Below are 18,013 nucleotides of genomic sequence, written 5' to 3' on the forward strand. Positions count from 1 at the left end.
CGCCCGCGGCCGCATCATCCGCCAGGACTAAAAATCCGTCCTCACGGCGGCGCGTTCATACTGCGGGGCCCATGGCAGGTCCACCCCGAGGTCTACGGCGGCGCGCAGCCACCAATGCGGATCGCGGAGGGCGGCGCGGGCCAGCAGGACCGCGTCGGCATCGCCGTCGGCAACGATCTGTTCGGCATGGCTGGTCTTCGAAATCAGTCCCACGGCCCCCACGGGAAGCCCGGTTGCACGGCGGATCCGGGCGGCGAAAGGCACCTGGTAACCGGGTTCCAGCGGAATCTGCACACCGGGTACGGCCCCGCCGCTGGAGACGTCGACCAGGTCCACGCCCCGTTCCCCCGCCGCCTGCACGATGGCCGCGACCTCCTCCGGTTCCAGCCCTCCCCGGGCCCAGTCCGAGGCCGAAACCCGCAGCAGCAGCGGCATCCGGTCCGGGATGACGCTGCGCACGGCCTCCACCACGGCCAGCAGCAAGCGGCTCCGGTTGGCCGCGGAACCGCCCCACCCGTCACTTCGCGTGTTCACGAGCGGACTCAGGAACTGGTGGAGCAGGTAGCCGTGGGCCGCGTGCAGCTCGATCGTGTCGAACCCGGCCCAGGCCGCCCGGGCGGCGGCGGCCCGGAAGTCGTGGATAACGCCGGCGATGCCCGCCTCGTCGAGCTCCTGCGGAGCGGCGAGCGGACCGAAAGGCTCCGCGGTGGCCCCCACCGTCTGCCAGCCGCCCTGGGCCGCCGGAACGCTGCCGCTCTCCGCCGCGAAGGGCCAGTAAGTCGACGCCTTGCGGCCGGCATGGGCGAGCTGGATTCCGATCTTCGTCCCGCCGGGACCGTTGCGGTGCACGAAATCCGTGATCCTGCTCCAGCACTCGGCCTGCCCGTCCGTCCAGATGCCCGTGTCACGCGGGCTGATCCGGCCGGCGGCGCTGACCGCAGTGGCCTCCGTCAGGATGAGGGCCGCTCCCCCTGCGGCAAACTGGCCCAAGTGCACCAGATGCCAGTCATTCGGTGTTCCGGGCTCGTCGGCGCCGCGCACCGAATACTGGCACATGGGTGCGACCCAGCCCCGGTGGGCCAGCGTGAGGCCGCGCAGCGCGAGGGGGCTGAACAGCTGCGAAGGCATTTTAGAACAGGGCCCGGGCCAGCGCCTGGCGTGCCTTCGAGACCCGGGGGTCCGACGTGCCGACCACTTCGAACAGTTCCACCAGCCGTGCCCGGGCGGCCTCCCTGTCCTCGCCGGAATGCAGGCCGACGAACTTCACGAGCCGGGCAAACGCGTCTTCGACATGGCCGCCGGCAACGTCGAGGTCCGCGACGGCCAGCTGCGCCGCCACGTCGTCCGCCGCCGAGGCAGCGGCCTCGCGGATCGCGGTGGCGTCCGCCTTCTCCAGCCGCTGCATCAGTTCCACCTGCGCGAGGCCGCTGCGGGCGTCATGGTCCGCGGGCGACTCGGCCAGGGCCTTGCGGTAGGCCGCGGCTGCGGCCGCATAGTCGCCGGCCTCAATGGCGTCGAAGGCCTCCTGGTGGAGCGGCGGCAGCGGCGGTTCTTCCTGGGGTTCCCCGTCCGCCGAGGGCGCGGTGCCGGTGACGCCGTTCGCCTCGGCAACCTTGAGCAGTTCGGCGACGAAGGACCGCAGTTCCTCTTCGCTGGCGGCTCCCTGGAAGAGCGGAATGGGCTGCCCCTTGAGCAGCGCCACCGCTGCCGGGACGCTTTGCAGCTGGAACGCCTGGCCGATCTGCGGGTTCGCGTCCACGTCCACGCGGCCCAGCACGAACCGGCCGGCGTACTCGGCGGCGACCTTCTCCGTGGCAGCCGACAGCTGCTGTGCCTGGTCGCTCCACGGTGCGGTCAGTTCAACGATGACGGGGACCTGCGCCGAGAGCTGGACCAGGGCCGAAAAGCTCTCCTGGTTGACGTCCACGATGTAGGCCGGACGCCCTTCGGCTGGTCCCTCCGGCTGGCCCGGACCGCCCTGTCCCGGAGCCGCAGCCGGAGCCTGCGGCCGCTTAAGCGACGACAGATCCACGGCCCCGCGGAGGTTGACGGATGCTGGCGCAGGGCCCCGCCCTGAAGCTGGAGTGGTCATGACATCACCCTAGTACGATCGCGGGCGGCGGAAGGAATCCGCCGCCCGGCTTGGCTTTACTTGAGCTTGGCGTCCACGAGGTCCTGCGCCACCCCGATGACCGAGATGGGCTCCTTGGCCCCGGCCGGCGGGACGTAGACCGCCACCGATTCGCCATACGTGACATCCACGCCCGACGTCGTGGAGCTCTTCCCCGCCAGCGCGGCGAACTCGTCGGAGAGCTCGACGGTGGCGCCGGCCTCGGCCGGTACGCTGCTCATCACGTTGCGGATGTAGCCGAAAACCATCGCACCGCCGTCGGCCGTTTTCAGCGCCCGCACCGAGTCCGGCTCCACCTTGCGGCTGAAGGTGATGTCCGCGTTCTTGTTTGCCTTGACCTGCGAGTCCTGGAAGGCGCGGATCTGCTCGGCGAAGGTGTTCTTGCCGACCTTGTCCTGGTTCTTGCCGCTGTTGAGGTTGGCGGCCAGCACTTCGAGCGCCTGCTGCGGCGCATGGAGCAGGCCCTCCGCGGAGTCCGCGGCAACGGCCGGGGTTCCCCCGCCTTCGCTCGCGACCTGCGGGAAGGTGGTGCCGGGCAGCATCTGCACGGCCTCGACCATCTTGTAGTTCTCCCGCGGCCCGGCCTGCGAGAGCACGATGACCTGCGGCACCGGGTTCTCCTTGCCCTGGGTGACGGCGACGGCGGTGCGCGGCCAGGCGGCGGTGGTTCCCACCATGGCAGTCTTCAGCGGCTCGGCCGACACCGGGGCGGGCGCTGCCACGTCGGGGTTTTCGGCCCGCACCGTATAGTTCGCCTTGCGCAGCGTCAGCGCGGAACCGCCGACCCGCGGGGCCAGTTCCTTGGCATCCCGGGCGGAGTCGCCGGCGGTCACCGCGGCCTCCACCGAGTCCAGGATCCGGTTGAGCTGCCCGTCCAGGAGCACGGGGTACGAACCGCCGGATTCCTTCGGGGCGGCCGTCCCGCCCGCATAGGCCGGCAGTGCGGTGGTGGCAAGGAGGCCGGCGGCAGCGACGGCCAGCACCGGACGAACGGAGTCTGCCATGCGTAGCCGGAGGCCGCCGCGCGTCGGCTCGCCCTCCGCCGTGCCGGAAGCCGTGGAACCGGAGGCTTCGGCAGCCGCGCCCCGATCGGCCGGTTGGCCCCCATCGAGTCCGGGTCCGCCCCGCCGTGCGAGTGCCGCGAGCGCCAGGCCCAGCACCACCAGCAGCGCGCCGACGATGACCAGGACGATTCCCCAGGGCGCACTGTTGTCGTTCGGCCAGCTGACCGTAACGGCGGTCGGGGCAGGCTGCTTGCCGTCGGCCGCCAGGAGGATGGACCACTCGCCGTCCGCAGGCGCGATCCAGCGGTGGTCTGCCTGGCCCTCGGCCGTTTCCTCGCTGACCCACAGGTCCGATCCGGCGGGGTTCGGCACCTCGGCATCGCCCTTGACGGTTTCGGCCTGCAGCTGGCCTCCGTCGACGCCGGTGATGGAGTTATGGGCGGCTTTGCCGACCCAGGCATCGACGTCGCCCGCGCGTCCTACCGCAAGGAGGAATTCGCCGTCGGCCTCCACGGAGATGTCCACGCGCTCATCGTGGACGCCGAAGACTGCCGGTTCGATCACCGTCACCGGAGCCGTCGAATCTCCGGCCGGGTAGCTGGCCGAGAGTGTCTCGGGCGGGGCCCAGATGGTGCGGAACCCGATGCCCAGCAAGATGGCCACGAGGCCGGCTGCGATCAGGGCGATGGCAGTCTTCGAACGCACAAAAAAACCTAACGTTTGTCACGGGAAGCGGACCTGGCCACCAACTCGGCCGCGGGCAGTGCCGCGCGCCGGCCGGCTGCTGCAGGCCGGGAGGTCGGTGTTTATAACCCAATGGTAACGAATCGCCTGTTAGAGTGCGTTGTCGGCTGTACCGTCCACCGGGAGCGACGGGGACGCCGATAGTCTCATCCACAACGATCTTCCCGCAGCCACGGGGCCGACTGAACAGGGCATTCGCTTGACGGAGCACGAGGAACGACCTGCCGAACCGCAGGAGCCGGGCGAGGGCGGCACGCCCGCAGGCGCCGCCGGGCCGGAAGCTTCCGCAGCGCCGGGCCCGGGCGGCCACCGGTCCGTCCTGCACGCCCTCGGCCGGCTCGGTGCGTCCTTCCCGCGGGCCCAGCCGCGCGTCCGGTTCGAGATGCCGCCCGAGGCACTGACCCTGGAGGACGAGAAGGCCGTGGCGGCCATGGTCGGAACCCAGGGGGCCGCCCGCCACCCCATCCACTTCGGCTTCATGGGCACCGTCGGCGTAGGCCTGGCACTGCTGCTGTATTTCATCCTCTCCAACATCGGCCAGCTGCTGGGATGGATCGCGGCGGCGCTCTTCATCGCGCTGGGCCTCGATCCGATCGTGCGCTGGCTGGAAAACAAGGGCCTGCCGCGGCCGGCGGGCGTCGTCGCCGTCGTTCTGGCCCTCGCGGGTGCGCTGGCCGCATTCTTTGCCACCCTCATCCCCACGATCGTGAACCAGACGGCACAGATCGTGGCCAACGGGCCGGAGTACGCCGACAACTTCCTGAATTCCGCCTTCTTCCAGTCCATCGACCAGCAGTTCCAGGTCCGCAGCCGCGTGGAGGAGGAAGTAGCCAAGTTCTTCGCCAACTCCGAGGCCGTGACCGGCATCTTCGGCGGGGTGCTCGGCGTCGGCAGCGCCGTCCTGCAGGGTGCCTTCGGGGTCCTGATTGTCCTCGTGCTGACCCTGTATTTCCTGGCCTCGCTGCCGGCCCTGAAGATCTGGGCGTACCGGCTCGCGCCGCGGTCCCGCCGCAAGCGGGTGCAGTCCCTCGCCGAGGAGATTACGGGCAGCGTGGGCAGCTACGTGATCGGGCAGGCCTGCGTCGCGCTGATCAATGCCACCGTGGCCTTCATCGCCATGAACATCGCAGGTGTCCCCTTCGCGGTGCTGCTGGCGTTCCTGGTCGCACTGCTGGCTTTCATCCCGCTGGTCGGCGCAATGATCGCCGGCGTCATGGTCTCGCTGGTGGCGCTGACCGTGAGCTGGCAGACCGCCACGCTGTTCGCCGTGATCTACTTCGCCTACCTGCAGTTCGAGGCGTACTTCGTGTCGCCGCGGATTATGCAGCGCGCGGTAGCCGTACCCGGGGCCGTCGCGGTGATCGCCGTCATCGCCGGCGGCACGCTGATGGGCGTGCTGGGCGCGCTGATGGCCATTCCGGCCGCCGCCGCGGTCATGCTCCTGCTGAAGGAAGTGGTGATTGTCCGGCAGGACCGGCGCTAAGGCCCGCGGCCGGCGGCGTTCAGCCCCGGTACGTTCAGCCCCGGTAACGGAAGCTGCGGGTCTTCCAGCAGTGATGGTGCCAGTGCCGCCGCTCGGACAGCGCCGCCTCGGCGCCGAACAGGGAATCCTCGCGCCAGGCCACGACGTGCTCCACACCGGGCGCAATGGTGAGGCCGCAGCCTGGACAGCTGTAGTCTTTCACCGCGTTGCGCTGGGTGATCCGCCGCACGTTCCACTCGCCGTCGGGTGCGCTTTGGCGCTCCGGAATACCGAAGCGGGCCCGCTCCAGATCCAGTTCCGCGCCGCGGCTCCACTTGCCCGAAGGCTGGGCCGGCCGGCGGCGCGGGCGATTGGAGCGGGGCATAGGCCCATTCTGCCCGCGTCCTGCGGGGCTCGACAAACTGACGGTAAGCTGGCCTACTGTGCGTCTCGTTATTGCCCGTTGCTCCGTTGATTACATCGGCCGTCTTCGCGCCCATCTGCCCCTGGCCACGCGCCTGCTCATGGTGAAGGCCGACGGCTCGGTCCTGATCCATTCCGACGGCGGTTCCTACAAGCCGCTCAACTGGATGAGCCCTCCCGCCACGCTCCGCGTGAACGAGCCGGTCGAGGGCGACACCCCCGAGGGCGTCACCGAGGTGTGGAACGTCCAGCACGCGAAGAGCGACGACCGCCTTGTCATCCACATCCACGAACAGCTGCACGAGTTCAGCCATGACCTGGGCGTGGACCCCGGGCTCGTCAAGGACGGCGTCGAAGCGGATCTGCAGCGGCTGCTCGCGGAGCAGATCCACACCCTGGGCGACGGCTACTCGCTGATCCGCCGCGAGTACATGACCGCCATCGGCCCGGTCGATATCCTGGCCCGCGACGCCGACGGCGGCACGGTCGCCGTCGAACTCAAGCGGCGGGGAGACATTGACGGCGTGGAGCAGCTGACCCGTTACCTCGAACTGCTGAACCGCGACCCGCTCCTGGCTCCCGTGAAGGGCGTCTTCGCCGCGCAGCAGATCAAGCCGCAGGCACGGGTGCTTGCCGAAGACCGCGGCATCGACTGCCTGACACTGGACTATGACGCCATGCGCGGGGTCGACGATATCGAGTCCCGGCTCTTCTAAGTCCGGCGCCGGCGTCTAGACTGTCGGCTATGGAAGCCAGCGGCCACACCGGAGCGGGCGGCGCCTTCCTCCGCGGGCGGATCGTCAGCGACGGGACGGTCGTCGAGAACGGGGTCGTGGCGTACGACGGCGACCGCCTCGTTTTCGCGGGCCCGTATCCGGAGTTTTCACCTCAGGGGCGTCCGGAACATGATGTGCCGGCCGGCAGCATCCTGGTGCCCGGACTCGTGGACATGCACTGCCACGGCGGCTTCGGGGCCGACTTCTCCTCGGCGGACGAGGACGCCGCACGCCGGGCCGCGGCGTTCCTGCACCGGAGCGGGACGACCACGTTGCTGGCGAGCACGGTTCCGGCCCCGCCGGCCCAGGCACTGGCCGCCCTGCAGGTCCTCGCCGGACTCTGTGCCGACGGGCTGCTGGCCGGCATCCATGCCGAGGGGCCCTTCGTCTCGACCGAATGTTCCGGCGCCCTGGAGCCCGCGCACCTCAACGATCCGGACCTGGAACTGCTGGCGCGGCTGATCGACGCGGGACAGGGCCAGCTCCGCACCATGACGTACGCCCCCGAACTGGCCGGTGCCGGCGAACTGGCCGACCGGCTGACGGCGCACGGCGTCATCCCGTCCATCGGCCATACCGCGTGCGATTCCGCCACCGCCGCCACGGCGCTGGCGCAGGCGTCCGAGGGACTCGCGTCCGCCGGCTTCGACGGCTACAGCGCCCGGCCGACCGTGACGCATCTGTTCAACGGGATGCCGCCGCTGCACCACCGGTCCCCCGGGCCGGCTGCGGCCTGCCTCCGCGCTGCCGCCGCAGGGGCAGCAGCGGTCGAACTGATTGCGGACGGCACGCACTTGGATCCGCAGACCATCCTCACCGTATTCGAGCTCGTTGGTGCCGCCAACATCCTGCTGGTCTCCGATGCCATCGCCGCCACGGGGCTCGAGGACGGCGAGTACGGACTCGGCGGGCGCCTGGTCACGGTGGCCGGCGGCCGCGCGACCCTGGCGGGCACGGACACGCTGGCCGGCGGCACCTCGACCCTGCTGGACGTCGTCCGCACCGCCGTCGGATCCGGCGTGCCGCTCCCCGACGCGCTGGCGTCCGCCACCAGCGTGCCGGCTGCCGTGCTCGGCCTGGCGGACGAAGTGGGCAGCCTGCATGCCGGCTTCCGTGCCGACGTGCTTGTCCTGACGCCGGAACTGCGGCTGAATGCCGTCCTCCGGAAGGGCCGCTGGCTGGCGTGAAGGCCGCAGGGAACTTTGGCTTAACAAAAGGTTGAATCTCGCAAATGAGCGTTGACCTGCCCAAATGCCTATGTGATGCTTAACTCAGTCTTTGTGTAGGTGAGTTTTTCATGCTCGCAAGACATGTTGTTGCGAGCGTGAAGCTCCTCAAACGCTTCGGCAGCCTGCCGGAACCTGAGGTCTTCCGTGGAGTGACCAGGACCGGTGCAAAGGGCACCGGTCTAAGAAGTACCGTTATGAGGAGAAATACATGGCACAGGGGACCGTGAAGTGGTTCAACGCTGAAAAGGGCTTCGGCTTCATCACTCCGGATGATTCCGAGGGAGACGTGTTCGTCCACTACTCCGAAATCCAGACCGGCGGATTCAAGACCTTGGACGAGAACCAGCGCGTAAGCTTCGAGATCGGCCAGGGCGCCAAGGGCCCCCAGGCGACCGGCGTTACCGTCATCTAGTCTCGCTTTAGCTTCCCGGCACAGGCCGGACAGCAAGGAAGCCTCCCGGTTCACCGGGAGGCTTCCTCGCTTTAACGCAGCAGCCTGGCTTTGGCCAGCGGATCCGCTTCGTTCCCCCGCCGGTCGACGACCGCCCCCAGGGCGCGGAGTTTCGCGTCGAAATTCTCATAGCCGCGGTCAATGTGGTCCACTCCCCTGACCTCCGTCATCCCGTCTGCGACCAGGCCGGCAATCACCAGGGCCGCGCCCGCGCGGATGTCATTGGCTTCGACCGGGGCCCCGGAAAGCTGCGGTACTCCCTTGATGAGCGCATGATGGCCGTCCAGGCGCACGATGGCGCCGAGACGTGCCAGCTCGTTGGTGAACCCCCAGCGCGCTTCGAAGACGTTTTCCGTCACCATCCCGTTCCCCGTGGCGACGGCGTTCAGCGCGACCACGAAGGGCTGCAGGTCCGTGGGAAACCCGGGATAGGGCAAGGTGGAAACATTGATCGGCGACGGCCGGCCGGAGCCCTCCACCACGAAGCCGTCGGCCCGGCGCTCAACCGTGCACCCGGCCTGCTCCAGCTTGTCCAGGACGACCCCCAGGTGCGACGGGTCGGCGTGCCGGATATCAACCCGTCCTCCCGTGATCGCGGCCGCGAAGGCCCAGGTGCCGGCCACGATTCGGTCGGGCACGGTGCGGTGCGCAACCGGCTGGAGGCGTTCGACGCCGGTAATCACCAGCGTGGGCGACCCGATCCCTTCGATGCGGGCGCCCATCGCGACCAGGAGCCGCGCGATGTCGGAAATTTCCGGTTCCCGCGCGGCATTGTCGATCGTCGTCACCCCCTCGGCCAGGGTCGCGGCCATCATCAGGTTTTCCGTGGCGCCCACCGAGGGGAAGGAAAGGCGGTGGTGGGCGGCCTTTAAGCCGCCGGGCGCCTTCGCCACGAGGTACCCGTGGTCGATCACGATCTGGGCACCCATCAGCTCCAGGCCGCTGCGGTGCATGTCCAGGCCGCGGGACCCAATGGCGTCGCCGCCGGGAAGCGCCACCTCGGCCTGCCGGCACCGGGCCACGAGCGGACCCAGAACCGAAATGGACGCCCGCATGGCCCGGACCAGGTCGTAGTCCGCCTGGTGCGCGGGCGCTGACGGAACGTCGATGTGCACAGCCGCCTGCTCGACGTCGTACTCCACTCCGCAGCCGAGCCGGCGCAGGAGTTCGGCCATGATCCAGACGTCCTGGATGTTGGGCACATTCGTGATGGTGGACCGGCCCTCGGCCAGGAGCACCGCGGCCATCAGCTTCAGGACACTGTTCTTTGCCCCGGCCACGTCCACCTGCCCGGAAAGCCGGGTGGGTCCGGTGACGACTATGACGTCTTCCATGTTGCTCATCCTAGTAGGAGGTCAGATGGGTAAAACGAAAGCGGCCCCCATCGGGAGCCGCTGTATCCGGTCCATGGACGCCGCGCACCGTTCAGCGCCAGGTTCCGATGCCGATCACCGGGCCGGCTTCGAGCCAGGAGGACAATCCGGCGTAGACATCGTAGTTCATCGCCAGCAGCAGTTCCTGCTTCTCGTGCGTCAGCATCACGACAATGGCTCCAGGCTGGATCCGCAGCCGTTCGTCCTCGGTGGGCTGGCGCCAGCCTTTCAGCTCGAGCGCACTGCGCCGGAACCGATGGCGCGGGCGGGGGCTTAGCGAGAACAGCCGCAGCCATTCCAGGTGCTTGTCCGCATAACGACAAACCCCCATTTGCCAGCTGCCGGGCAGCAGGCAAATGGAGGCATCGAAGGTACCCAGGGCGCGCCGCAGTTGATAGCGGCGCACCCCGAATGCCAGCAGCGCCAGGACGAGCAGCACGAACAATGCCGCAAGGACAACGAACGCGACGGATAGCTCGTTCACTGGCGCCGCCAGTTGGGCCTAAGCCGTGGCCAAGTCGTTGACCGTGGCGTTGTCCGCCACGATCACAACCCGGTTGCTGTCAACGGAGAAGAACCCGCCGTCGACGGTGACAGTGATGCGGTCGCCGTTGACGGGCTGGATAGCCAGTTCTCCGGGCGCCAGGATGGCCAGGACCGGAGTGTGGCCGGGCAGGATCCCGATCTCGCCGTCGGCGGTACGGGCCTTGACCAGGGACGCCGCGCCGGACCACACGAAGTGGTCCGCTGCGACAATCTCAACTTCCAGATCAGCTGTTTCGTTAGCCATGGGCTTTACTTACCGGTCTGTTCCTGGATCTTGGCCCAGTTCCGCTCGACATCGTCGAGGCCGCCGACGTTGAAGAAGGCCTGCTCGGCGATGTGGTCCAGCTCGCCGTCGCAGATGGCCTTGAAGCCCTCGACGGTGTCCTTGATGGAGACGGTCGAGCCTTCGACGCCGGTGAACTGCTTGGCGGTGTAGGTGTTCTGCGACAGGAACTGCTGGATGCGGCGCGCGCGGGAGACGACGATCTTGTCTTCTTCGGACAGTTCGTCGACACCCAGGATCGCGATGATGTCCTGGAGCTCCTTGTTCTTCTGCAGGATCTGCTTCACGCGGATCGCCACGTCGTAGTGCGCCTGGCCGATGTACTGCGGGTCCAGGATTCGCGAGGTGGAGGTCAGCGGGTCCACGGCCGGGTAGAGACCTCGGGACGCGATTTCGCGCGAGAGTTCCGTGGTCGCGTCCAGGTGGGCGAAGGTCGTTGCCGGAGCCGGGTCGGTGTAGTCGTCAGCAGGCACGTAGATGGCCTGCATGGACGTGATCGAGTGGCCCTTGGTCGAGGTGATGCGCTCCTGCAGGAGGCCCATCTCGTCGGCCAGGTTCGGCTGGTAGCCCACGGCGGACGGCATGCGGCCCAGCAGGGTCGATACCTCGGAGCCGGCCTGGGTGAAGCGGAAGATGTTGTCGATGAAGAGCAGCACGTCCTGGTTCTGCACATCGCGGAAGTACTCCGCCATGGTCAGGGCGGACAGGGCCACGCGCAGGCGCGTTCCCGGCGGCTCGTCCATCTGGCCGAAAACAAGGGCGGTGTCCTTCAGGACGCCGGCCTCTTCCATTTCCACCCAGAGGTCATTGCCCTCACGGGTACGCTCGCCGACACCGGCGAACACGGAGGTACCGCCGAAGTTGCGGGCCACACGGGTGATCATTTCCTGGATGAGCACGGTCTTGCCAACGCCGGCGCCGCCGAACAGGCCGATCTTGCCGCCCTTGATGTACGGGGTCAGCAGGTCGATGACCTTGATGCCGGTCTCGAGGATCTCGGTGGAGCTTTCGAGATCCGCGAAGCGGGGAGCCTTGCGGTGGATGGGCCAGCGCTCGGTGATTTCCAACTGGGTCTCTTCGACGTCCAGCGGCTTGCCCAGCACGTTGAAGATGTGGCCCTTGACGCCGTCACCGACCGGAACCGAGATCGGCGCGCCGGTGTCCTGCACCGTGGTGCCGCGGACAAGGCCGTCGGTCGCCTGCAGCGAGATCGCGCGGACCAGGTTGTCGCCCAGGTGCTGCGAGGTCTCGAAGGTGATCGTGTGGGTCTCGCCGTTGAGGGTGATCTCGGCGGTCAGGGCGTTGTACATCTCGGGGATGGCGTCGGCCGGGAATTCGACGTCGACAACCGGGCCGATCACACGGGCGATACGGCCAGTGGCGCCCGAGGCGACGGAACCGGTTCCGTGCTCGATGGTTTGGGCAGTCATCTCTCTCACTTCTCAGTTAGATGCGTGGTTAAGTTTACGGTCTTGATGGAGTGCTTCGAGCTCGACGGTCAGGACGCACTCAGTGCGTCGGCACCGCCGACAATCTCGGTGAGCTCCTGGGTGATCTCGGCCTGGCGGGCGTTGTTGCGCAAACGGGTGTACTTCTTGATCAGCTCGTTCGCGTTGTCGCCTGCCGACTTCATGGCGCGCTGGCGGGCGGCGAGCTCGCTCGCAGCCGCCTGCAGCAGCGCTGCGAAGATACGCGACTCGATGTAGCGCGGCAGCAGGGCGTCCAGGACCTGCTCGGGCTCGGGCTCGTACTCGTACAGCGGCAGCAGCTCCGACTCCGACGCGGCCTCCTGCTCCACGACCTCCAGCGGGAGCAGGCGGATGACCGTCGGCTCCTGGGAGACCATGGACTTGAACCGCGTGTAGACGACGTGGATCTCGTCGACGCCGCCGTCTTCGTACGGCGCGTTGAACGCGCCGAGGACGGCGTCGCCGATCTCACGTGCGACGTCGAAGGACGGCGAATCGGTTCCACCGGTCCAGACCTGCTGGTAGTCGAGACCGCGGAAGTCGAAGTAAGCCTGTGCCTTGCGGCCGACGAGGTAGTGCTGGACTTCTTTGCCCTCTCCGCGCAGCAGCTCGGTCAGGGACTGTGCCTGCTTCAGGACCGAAGCCGAGTAAGACCCTGCCAGGCCACGGTCCGAGGTCAGTACCAGCACGGCCGCCCGCCGGATCTGCTCCGGTTCGGTGGTCAGCGGGTGGTCGATCTCGGACTGCGATGCCACAGCAGAAACGGCACGGGTGATCGCATTGGCGTAAGGCAGCGATGCAGCCACCCGGCTGCGCGCCTTGCCAATACGAGAGGCAGCGATCAGTTCCATCGCCTTGAACATCTTGCGCATCGAACTCGTCGAGGCGATCTTCTGGCGGTAGACCCGAATCTGGGCTCCCATACTTTTCCTTTCCTAATCCCCCCTGGCTGAGCGGGGCCGGGTTATTCGCGCGGAGGGACGAACCCGGCCCCCGCTCAGCCAGCGAAAACGAATTAGCGCTTCTGCCGGACGATCTGTTCCTGGTCGACGGCGTCCTGGGCCAGAGCGTCATACTCCTCATGGCCTGCGCCTACGAGCTGGTTGTCGCCTTCACCGAAGAAGCCCTTCTTGAATTCGGTGATCTGCGCGGTCAGCTCCTCGACCGTGGAATCCTCGAGCACGTTGGTCTGCGCGATGGTCGTCAGTGCCTGCGACCGGTGCCGCAGGTGCTCCAGGAACTCCGACTCGAAGCGGTTGACGTCCTCAACCGGGACATCGTCAAGGAAGCCCTTGGTGCCGGCCCAGATCGAAACGACCTGCTCCTCGACGGGGAACGGCGAGTACTGGCCCTGCTTGAGCAGTTCCGTCAGGCGTGCGCCGCGCTCGAGCTGCTGCTTGGAAGCGGCGTCGAGGTCCGAGGCGAACATCGCGAAGGCCTGCATGTCGCGGTACTGCGCCAGCTCCAGCTTCAAGGTACCGGAGACCTTCTTCATGGCCTTGACCTGCGCGGAACCACCGACGCGCGACACCGAGATGCCGACGTCGACAGCGGGACGCTGGTTGGCGTTGAAGAGGTCCGACTGCAGGAAGATCTGGCCGTCGGTGATGGAGATGACGTTGGTCGGGATGTAGGCCGAAACGTCGTTGGCCTTGGTCTCGATCAGCGGCAGGCCGGTCATCGAGCCCGCGCCCAGCTCGTCGGAGAGCTTGGCGCAACGCTCGAGGAGGCGGGAGTGCAAGTAGAACACATCGCCCGGGTAGGCTTCGCGTCCCGGCGGACGGCGCAGGAGGAGCGACACGGCGCGGTACGCCTCGGCCTGCTTGGAGAGGTCATCGAACACGATCAGGACGTGCTTGCCGCCGTACATCCAGTGCTGGCCGATGGCCGAGCCGGCGTAAGGAGCCAGGTACTTGAAGCCTGCCGGGTCGGACGCGGGAGAGGCCACGATGGTCGTGTACTCGAGCGCACCCTTCTCTTCCAGGGTCTTGCGGACGGCCGCAATGGTGGACGCCTTCTGGCCGATGGCAACGTAGATGCAGCGGACCTGCTTATTGACGTCGCCCGACTCCCAGTTGGCCTTCTGGTTGATGATGGTGTCGATCGCGATGGCCGACTTGCCGGTCTGGCGGTCGCCGATGATCAGCTGGCGCTGGCCGCGGCCGATCGGGATCATGGCGTCGATGGCCTTCAGGCCGGTCTGCATCGGCTCGTGCACCGACTTACGCTGGGTCACGCCCGGCGCCTGCAGTTCCAGGGCGCGGCGGCCTTCGGCCTCGATCGGTCCCATGTCGTCGAGCGGTTCGCCGAGGGGATCGACGACGCGTCCGAGGAAGTTGTCGCCGACCGGCACGGACAGGACTTCACCGGTGCGGTGGACTTCCATGCCTTCTTCGATGCCGGTGAACTCACCGAGGATAACGACACCGATTTCGCGGGTGTCGAGGTTCTGGGCCAGGCCCAGGATGCCGTTTTCGAAACGCAGCAGCTCGTTCGACATGGCGGAGGGAAGGCCCTCCACACGTGCGATGCCATCGCTGGCGGTGGTTACGCGGCCAACTTCAACGCGCTCGGCCGTTCCGGGTTCGTAGGATGCCGCGAACTCGTTCAGTGCATTACGGACGTCGTCGGCGTTGATGGTCAATTCGGCCATCTGCAGTCCCTGCTCTCCTATGTTGCGATCGCCGCCTGCGGCGACCTGTGTGTAATTCAGTCTGTGATGAGGCCGTGGCCAGCTCGTCCCTGCGGGACCAGCTAGACCGCGAGCTTCCGTTGAAGTTCCGCCAGGCGGGCGATGACCGACGAATCGACCACTTCGTCCCCGACCTGGACACGGACTCCGCCAACCAGCGATGGGTCAACGTTGACGTTGATCTTCAGCTCGCGGCCGTACAGCTTGTCCAGCCCTGCCTGCAGTCGCGTGATCTGACTCGGGGTCAGCGGACGGGCGACGCTGACCTCGGCGATCCAGCGCCGCTGGCGCTGGGCGACAAGCTCCACGAAACGCTGGACGAGGGCAGTCGGCTTGAGTCCGCGCGGGGCGGACACGGCCTGGCTGATCAGGACCTGCGCTTCCGCACCGGCGTGCGGAACCAGCTTGAGGGCCAGCCGCACCTTGGCCTCGGACGATGCCTGGGGCTCCGACAGGGCCCGCTGCAGACCATGGTCCGCATTGACTGCCCTGATGAAGCTGAACAGGTCGTTCTCCAGACCTTCGAGTCCGTCAAGGCCGGTGCCTTTGCTCTCCGCGACTGCGATCGCCGTAGTCGCCGCGAGGGTCTCCAGGGCATCACCAATGTCACGCGCGGAGGCCCACCGCGAAGCGGCCAGGCCCTCGACGACGGTCCGGGCGTCGGCAGAAACATTTCCGCCGAGCAGCTCCGAAACGAGCCGGGCTTTGTCCTTGCCTTCACGCGAGGGGTCAGTCAGGCTCCGGCGCAGTCCAGCATTGCTGTCCAGCAGGCCAAGGATTGCAAAGAGTTCCTCTGCCAGGGACAGTGGAGCCGTCGGCAGCTTGGCCTCAAGTTCCCGCTGTGCCGCTTTCAGTGACTCGCTCGATACACCTGCCATTAGTTCGCAGCACCTGCACTCTGGGACGCCGGCGCGGCCGTCTCGAGGTCGGCCAGGAAGCGGTCCACGACGCGAGCGGCGCGTGCGTCATCGTTCAGGGACTCCCCGACGATCTTGCCTGCGAGCTCGGTGGCGAGGATGCCGACTTCGCTGCGCAGCGAAATCACTGCGGTCTGGCGCTCGGCAGCGATCTGCACCTGGGCCTGCTCGCTGATGCGCGCTGCCTCGGCAGCAGCCTTCTCCTTCAGATCCGCCAGGATCTGGGCGCCCTCTGCACGTGCTTCCTCGCGGATGCGGTTGGCTTCGGTGCGGGCATCCATCAGCTGCTGCTTGTACTCATCAAGGGCGGCGCTGGCCTCGGCCTGCGCGGCCTCGGCCTTGGCGATTCCGCCTTCGATTGCCTCGGCCCGCTCTGCATAGGTCTTCTCGAACGCCGGAACGACGTACTTGACGACAATGAACATGAGCACGGCGAAGCCAAGCAGCGTTACCAGGATTTCCCAGATGTTAGGGACCAGAGGGTTGACGCCCTCCGCGGCGGCGAGGATTACTGTCTCATTCATATCTCACCCGTCCTATCTACTCGGTTTGAAAAGTGCGCGATGCCGACTAGAGGACGAACGCGAACACCAGGCCGAGGATAGCCAGAGCTTCGGTCAGTGCCAGACCCAAAAAGGCGATCGGCTGCAGCACGCGCTGGGCCTCGGGCTGACGGGCAACTCCATTGATGTAAGCAGCGAATACCAGGCCCACACCGATGGCACCGCCGATGGCGGAGAGACCGTAACCTACGAGGTTGAGATTGCCTTCCATTATTTTCCTTTCAAGATGCCGCTAAGGGCAGGTTGTTTGGTTCAGGAGCTTCCCCAGCGGGGAAATTTAGTGTTCCTCGGCCAGGGAGCCTTGGATGTAGATCGCGGTCAGCAGCGTAAACACGTAGGCCTGCAGGACCTGGATCAGGATTTCGAAGAGGTACATGCCCACACCGCCGGCGAGCGTCAGGATGCCCAGCGGCTTGAGCAGAAGCTGGTCCTGGGTGAGCAGGAACTCGGAGCCTGCGGCTGCCAGCATGATGATCAGGTGGCCCGCCAGCATGGTGGCGAAAAGACGGAGGCTGTGCGTGACCGGACGGACCAGGAAGGTCGAGATGATTTCGATCAGGACAACCAGGGGCAGGATCGCCTTCGGGACACCGGACGGAACGACGGCCAGCTTGAAGTAGCCGATACCGTGCTTCTGGATGCCCAGGACGATCCAGGTGACGTACACGATGCCGGCCAGCGCGTAGGCGGTGCCCACGTGCGACGTCGTCGGCAGCTGGATCAGCGGAATCGAGCCGAAGAGGTTGTTGACCAGGATGAAGAAGAACAGGGCGAACAGCAGCGGCACGAACGGCCGGTAGTCGCGTTCGCCGATGATGTCCTTGCCCACGGAGTTGCGGACGAAGTTGTAGCTCATTTCGCCGAGGAACTGCATCTTGCCGGGAACGAGCTTGCCGCGGCGGGCAGCCGCAACGAAGAACCAGGAAATCAGGACCACGGAAAGGAGCACCAGCAGCATCTGCTTTCCGAATCCTGTGCCGTATTCCGCGGCCCAAGGAAGGACTTCGGGAAGATGCATATCTTCGAGGGTTGGTGGGACGAAGCCACCTTCATCAGCGGCCGCCGGAAGCGCAAGCGCGATCAACGCGTTTCCTCTCTGCAGTGTCCATCATTGGGCGTTTCGGGGTGGCCTGCCGCCGAGGGCATGCCACCGTATGAAGTTATTGGCATTTAGTTGTTGGTTCCCCGGTCCCCACGCCTGCGCTGGGGGCTGCGGGTGAGGTTGTGCTTTCGGGCCAGATAGTAGCCGCCGCCGGCGCCCAGAACGGCTCCGACGATGAACAGCCAGCGGGTATTCAACAGAAAGTCCAGCCCCCACCCTATCAAACCCCAGGCGATGATCCCGCCAATAATGTAGGTGGCCAACGTGTTGCCGCCTTTGTATTCCCGGCGGCCGTCCGGGTTGTCCGGAGAGGGCTCAGCCGGCATGCCGTTCGTCCTTTCCGGCGGTGCCGGGGGCACCTTTGGGAGAGTCGGCGTAGATCTGGTACCGGACCCGCGAAAAAGCGAACACTTCGGCACCCTGCCAGACGACCACCGCAACCACGGCCGCGATGAAGAACCAGGTGGTGTCCAGCCAGGCCGGCGAACCTATGACGAAGAGCGCCGCTCCGAAACCGACGACCTTGAGCACATACGTGGCGATGAACGCGCCGATGGCGCCCGAGGGATTCTTCCTGCCGACGAAATGTCCGACGAGCAGGCTGATGGCGAAGAACAGCACGACCAGGGCCGCGCCAAGCAAGGCGCCGAGGGCCGCATTGCCACCGGCGACAACGGCACCTAGCAGCATGACCAGCAAGGTGGCCGCACCGGCCGCCGCTGCTGCCTTGGCCAGGATGCTCAGCCAAGGGGAAGGCGTGGGACCCGCAGCCCGGAGGGGTGCACCGGCAACGGCGCGGCGGCCGTTTGATTCGGGTGCACTCATGGCTGTCCATTCAGTCAGTAGGC

General features: G+C 66.9%; 20 protein-coding genes. 4 read left to right on the forward strand and 16 right to left on the reverse strand.

Features of this window, described 5'->3' with window-relative positions; all coding sequences use genetic code 11:
- Window positions 1–27: 27 nt before the first annotated feature.
- The 3 genes from AHIS1636_RS06200 to AHIS1636_RS06210 are packed head-to-tail and all read right to left on the reverse strand — an operon-like array spanning window position 28 to window position 3,840.
- Complete coding sequence (locus AHIS1636_RS06200) at window positions 28–1,128, reverse strand: NADH:flavin oxidoreductase/NADH oxidase (RefSeq protein WP_264794953.1); 1,101 nt, start codon at window positions 1,126–1,128, stop codon at window positions 28–30.
- Window position 1,129: 1 nt separating this feature from the next.
- Window positions 1,130–2,092: a tetratricopeptide repeat protein gene (locus tag AHIS1636_RS06205; RefSeq protein ID WP_264794954.1), complete on the reverse strand. Its 963-nt coding sequence runs from the start codon at window positions 2,090–2,092 to the stop codon at window positions 1,130–1,132.
- Between the two features lie 56 nt (window positions 2,093–2,148).
- Complete coding sequence (locus AHIS1636_RS06210) at window positions 2,149–3,840, reverse strand: DUF8094 domain-containing protein (protein ID WP_264794955.1); 1,692 nt, start codon at window positions 3,838–3,840, stop codon at window positions 2,149–2,151.
- Between the two features lie 238 nt (window positions 3,841–4,078).
- Here AHIS1636_RS06210 and AHIS1636_RS06215 point away from each other — a divergent pair, with 238 nt between their 5' ends.
- Window positions 4,079–5,362, forward strand: coding sequence for an AI-2E family transporter (locus AHIS1636_RS06215; RefSeq protein ID WP_264794956.1), 1,284 nt, complete (start codon window positions 4,079–4,081; stop codon window positions 5,360–5,362).
- A gap of 34 nt (window positions 5,363–5,396) precedes the next feature.
- On the opposite strand, the gene AHIS1636_RS06220 is transcribed toward AHIS1636_RS06215, so the two are convergent.
- Window positions 5,397–5,726: an Rv1322 family protein gene (locus tag AHIS1636_RS06220; RefSeq protein WP_264794957.1), complete on the reverse strand. Its 330-nt coding sequence runs from the start codon at window positions 5,724–5,726 to the stop codon at window positions 5,397–5,399.
- Between the two features lie 58 nt (window positions 5,727–5,784).
- On the opposite strand from AHIS1636_RS06220, the gene nucS reads away from it, so the two are divergent.
- The 3 genes from nucS (at window position 5,785) to AHIS1636_RS06235 (ending at window position 8,181) form a co-directional block, all read left to right on the forward strand.
- A complete protein-coding gene (gene nucS, locus AHIS1636_RS06225) occupies window positions 5,785–6,480 on the forward strand; it encodes an endonuclease NucS (protein ID WP_264794958.1) in 696 nt (231 codons plus the stop codon).
- A gap of 29 nt (window positions 6,481–6,509) precedes the next feature.
- Window positions 6,510–7,727 (forward strand): N-acetylglucosamine-6-phosphate deacetylase, encoded by a 1,218-nt coding sequence (locus AHIS1636_RS06230; protein ID WP_264794959.1) that lies wholly within the window; start codon window positions 6,510–6,512, stop codon window positions 7,725–7,727.
- Window positions 7,728–7,977: 250 nt separating this feature from the next.
- Complete coding sequence (locus AHIS1636_RS06235; protein ID WP_005268536.1) at window positions 7,978–8,181, forward strand: cold-shock protein; 204 nt, start codon at window positions 7,978–7,980, stop codon at window positions 8,179–8,181.
- A 71-nt stretch (window positions 8,182–8,252) separates the two neighbouring features.
- On the opposite strand, the gene murA is transcribed toward AHIS1636_RS06235, so the two are convergent.
- The 12 genes from murA to AHIS1636_RS06295 all read right to left on the reverse strand — a co-directional run bounded on the left by murA (window position 8,253) and on the right by AHIS1636_RS06295 (window position 17,990).
- A complete protein-coding gene (gene murA, locus AHIS1636_RS06240) occupies window positions 8,253–9,554 on the reverse strand; it encodes a UDP-N-acetylglucosamine 1-carboxyvinyltransferase (RefSeq protein WP_264794960.1) in 1,302 nt (433 codons plus the stop codon).
- A gap of 91 nt (window positions 9,555–9,645) precedes the next feature.
- Window positions 9,646–10,077, reverse strand: a complete 432-nt coding sequence (locus AHIS1636_RS06245) for a DUF2550 domain-containing protein (RefSeq protein WP_264794961.1) — start codon at window positions 10,075–10,077, stop codon at window positions 9,646–9,648.
- Window positions 10,078–10,095: 18 nt separating this feature from the next.
- The gene (locus AHIS1636_RS06250; RefSeq protein WP_264794962.1) at window positions 10,096–10,383 is read right to left on the reverse strand and encodes a F0F1 ATP synthase subunit epsilon; all 288 of its coding nucleotides are present in this window, start codon (window positions 10,381–10,383) and stop codon (window positions 10,096–10,098) included.
- Between the two features lie 5 nt (window positions 10,384–10,388).
- A complete protein-coding gene (gene atpD / locus AHIS1636_RS06255; protein WP_264794963.1) occupies window positions 10,389–11,852 on the reverse strand; it encodes a F0F1 ATP synthase subunit beta in 1,464 nt (487 codons plus the stop codon).
- A 68-nt stretch (window positions 11,853–11,920) separates the two neighbouring features.
- Window positions 11,921–12,814, reverse strand: a complete 894-nt coding sequence (locus AHIS1636_RS06260; RefSeq protein ID WP_264794964.1) for a F0F1 ATP synthase subunit gamma — start codon at window positions 12,812–12,814, stop codon at window positions 11,921–11,923.
- 92 nt (window positions 12,815–12,906) lie between these two features.
- On the reverse strand, window positions 12,907–14,544 hold the full coding sequence (atpA, locus tag AHIS1636_RS06265; RefSeq protein ID WP_264794965.1) for a F0F1 ATP synthase subunit alpha: 1,638 nt from the start codon (window positions 14,542–14,544) through the stop codon (window positions 12,907–12,909).
- A 101-nt stretch (window positions 14,545–14,645) separates the two neighbouring features.
- Entirely contained in the window at window positions 14,646–15,461 is an 816-nt protein-coding gene (locus AHIS1636_RS06270) for a F0F1 ATP synthase subunit delta (RefSeq protein ID WP_264794966.1), read from the reverse strand.
- A complete protein-coding gene (locus tag AHIS1636_RS06275; protein WP_264794967.1) occupies window positions 15,461–16,024 on the reverse strand; it encodes a F0F1 ATP synthase subunit B in 564 nt (187 codons plus the stop codon). Before AHIS1636_RS06275 ends, AHIS1636_RS06270 begins: the two co-directional genes overlap by 1 nt.
- A gap of 46 nt (window positions 16,025–16,070) precedes the next feature.
- Window positions 16,071–16,274 (reverse strand): ATP synthase F0 subunit C, encoded by a 204-nt coding sequence (atpE, locus tag AHIS1636_RS06280; RefSeq protein WP_005268527.1) that lies wholly within the window; start codon window positions 16,272–16,274, stop codon window positions 16,071–16,073.
- Between the two features lie 66 nt (window positions 16,275–16,340).
- Window positions 16,341–17,147, reverse strand: coding sequence for a F0F1 ATP synthase subunit A (gene atpB, locus AHIS1636_RS06285; protein ID WP_264794968.1), 807 nt, complete (start codon window positions 17,145–17,147; stop codon window positions 16,341–16,343).
- 86 nt (window positions 17,148–17,233) lie between these two features.
- Window positions 17,234–17,491, reverse strand: coding sequence for a hypothetical protein (locus AHIS1636_RS06290; protein WP_264794969.1), 258 nt, complete (start codon window positions 17,489–17,491; stop codon window positions 17,234–17,236).
- Window positions 17,481–17,990, reverse strand: coding sequence for a Cg1360 family ATP-synthase-associated protein (locus tag AHIS1636_RS06295; protein ID WP_264794970.1), 510 nt, complete (start codon window positions 17,988–17,990; stop codon window positions 17,481–17,483). Before AHIS1636_RS06295 ends, AHIS1636_RS06290 begins: the two co-directional genes overlap by 11 nt.
- Window positions 17,991–18,013 lie beyond the last annotated feature (23 nt).

It is taken from the genome of Arthrobacter mangrovi (assembly GCF_026011795.1).
GTDB lineage: Bacteria > Actinomycetota > Actinomycetes > Actinomycetales > Micrococcaceae > Crystallibacter > Crystallibacter mangrovi.

Excerpts from the sequence above, each read along its gene's own strand:
- AHIS1636_RS06205 (WP_264794954.1), bottom strand. The coding sequence starts at position 2,092 with ATGACCACTCCAGCTTCAGGGCGGGGCCCTGCGCCAGCATCCGTCAAC.
- AHIS1636_RS06235 (WP_005268536.1), top strand. The coding sequence starts at position 7,978 with ATGGCACAGGGGACCGTGAAGTGGTTCAACGCTGAAAAGGGCTTCGGC.
- AHIS1636_RS06200 (WP_264794953.1), bottom strand. The coding sequence starts at position 1,128 with ATGCCTTCGCAGCTGTTCAGCCCCCTCGCGCTGCGCGGCCTCACGCTG.
- AHIS1636_RS06275 (WP_264794967.1), bottom strand. The coding sequence starts at position 16,024 with ATGAATGAGACAGTAATCCTCGCCGCCGCGGAGGGCGTCAACCCTCTG.
- atpD (WP_264794963.1), bottom strand. The coding sequence starts at position 11,852 with ATGACTGCCCAAACCATCGAGCACGGAACCGGTTCCGTCGCCTCGGGC.
- AHIS1636_RS06250 (WP_264794962.1), bottom strand. The coding sequence starts at position 10,383 with ATGGCTAACGAAACAGCTGATCTGGAAGTTGAGATTGTCGCAGCGGAC.
- atpA (WP_264794965.1), bottom strand. The coding sequence starts at position 14,544 with ATGGCCGAATTGACCATCAACGCCGACGACGTCCGTAATGCACTGAAC.
- AHIS1636_RS06290 (WP_264794969.1), bottom strand. The coding sequence starts at position 17,491 with ATGCCGGCTGAGCCCTCTCCGGACAACCCGGACGGCCGCCGGGAATAC.
- AHIS1636_RS06230 (WP_264794959.1), top strand. The coding sequence starts at position 6,510 with ATGGAAGCCAGCGGCCACACCGGAGCGGGCGGCGCCTTCCTCCGCGGG.
- murA (WP_264794960.1), bottom strand. The coding sequence starts at position 9,554 with ATGGAAGACGTCATAGTCGTCACCGGACCCACCCGGCTTTCCGGGCAG.
- AHIS1636_RS06270 (WP_264794966.1), bottom strand. The coding sequence starts at position 15,461 with ATGGCAGGTGTATCGAGCGAGTCACTGAAAGCGGCACAGCGGGAACTT.
- atpE (WP_005268527.1), bottom strand. The coding sequence starts at position 16,274 with ATGGAAGGCAATCTCAACCTCGTAGGTTACGGTCTCTCCGCCATCGGC.
- AHIS1636_RS06260 (WP_264794964.1), bottom strand. The coding sequence starts at position 12,814 with ATGGGAGCCCAGATTCGGGTCTACCGCCAGAAGATCGCCTCGACGAGT.
- AHIS1636_RS06295 (WP_264794970.1), bottom strand. The coding sequence starts at position 17,990 with ATGAGTGCACCCGAATCAAACGGCCGCCGCGCCGTTGCCGGTGCACCC.
- AHIS1636_RS06220 (WP_264794957.1), bottom strand. The coding sequence starts at position 5,726 with ATGCCCCGCTCCAATCGCCCGCGCCGCCGGCCGGCCCAGCCTTCGGGC.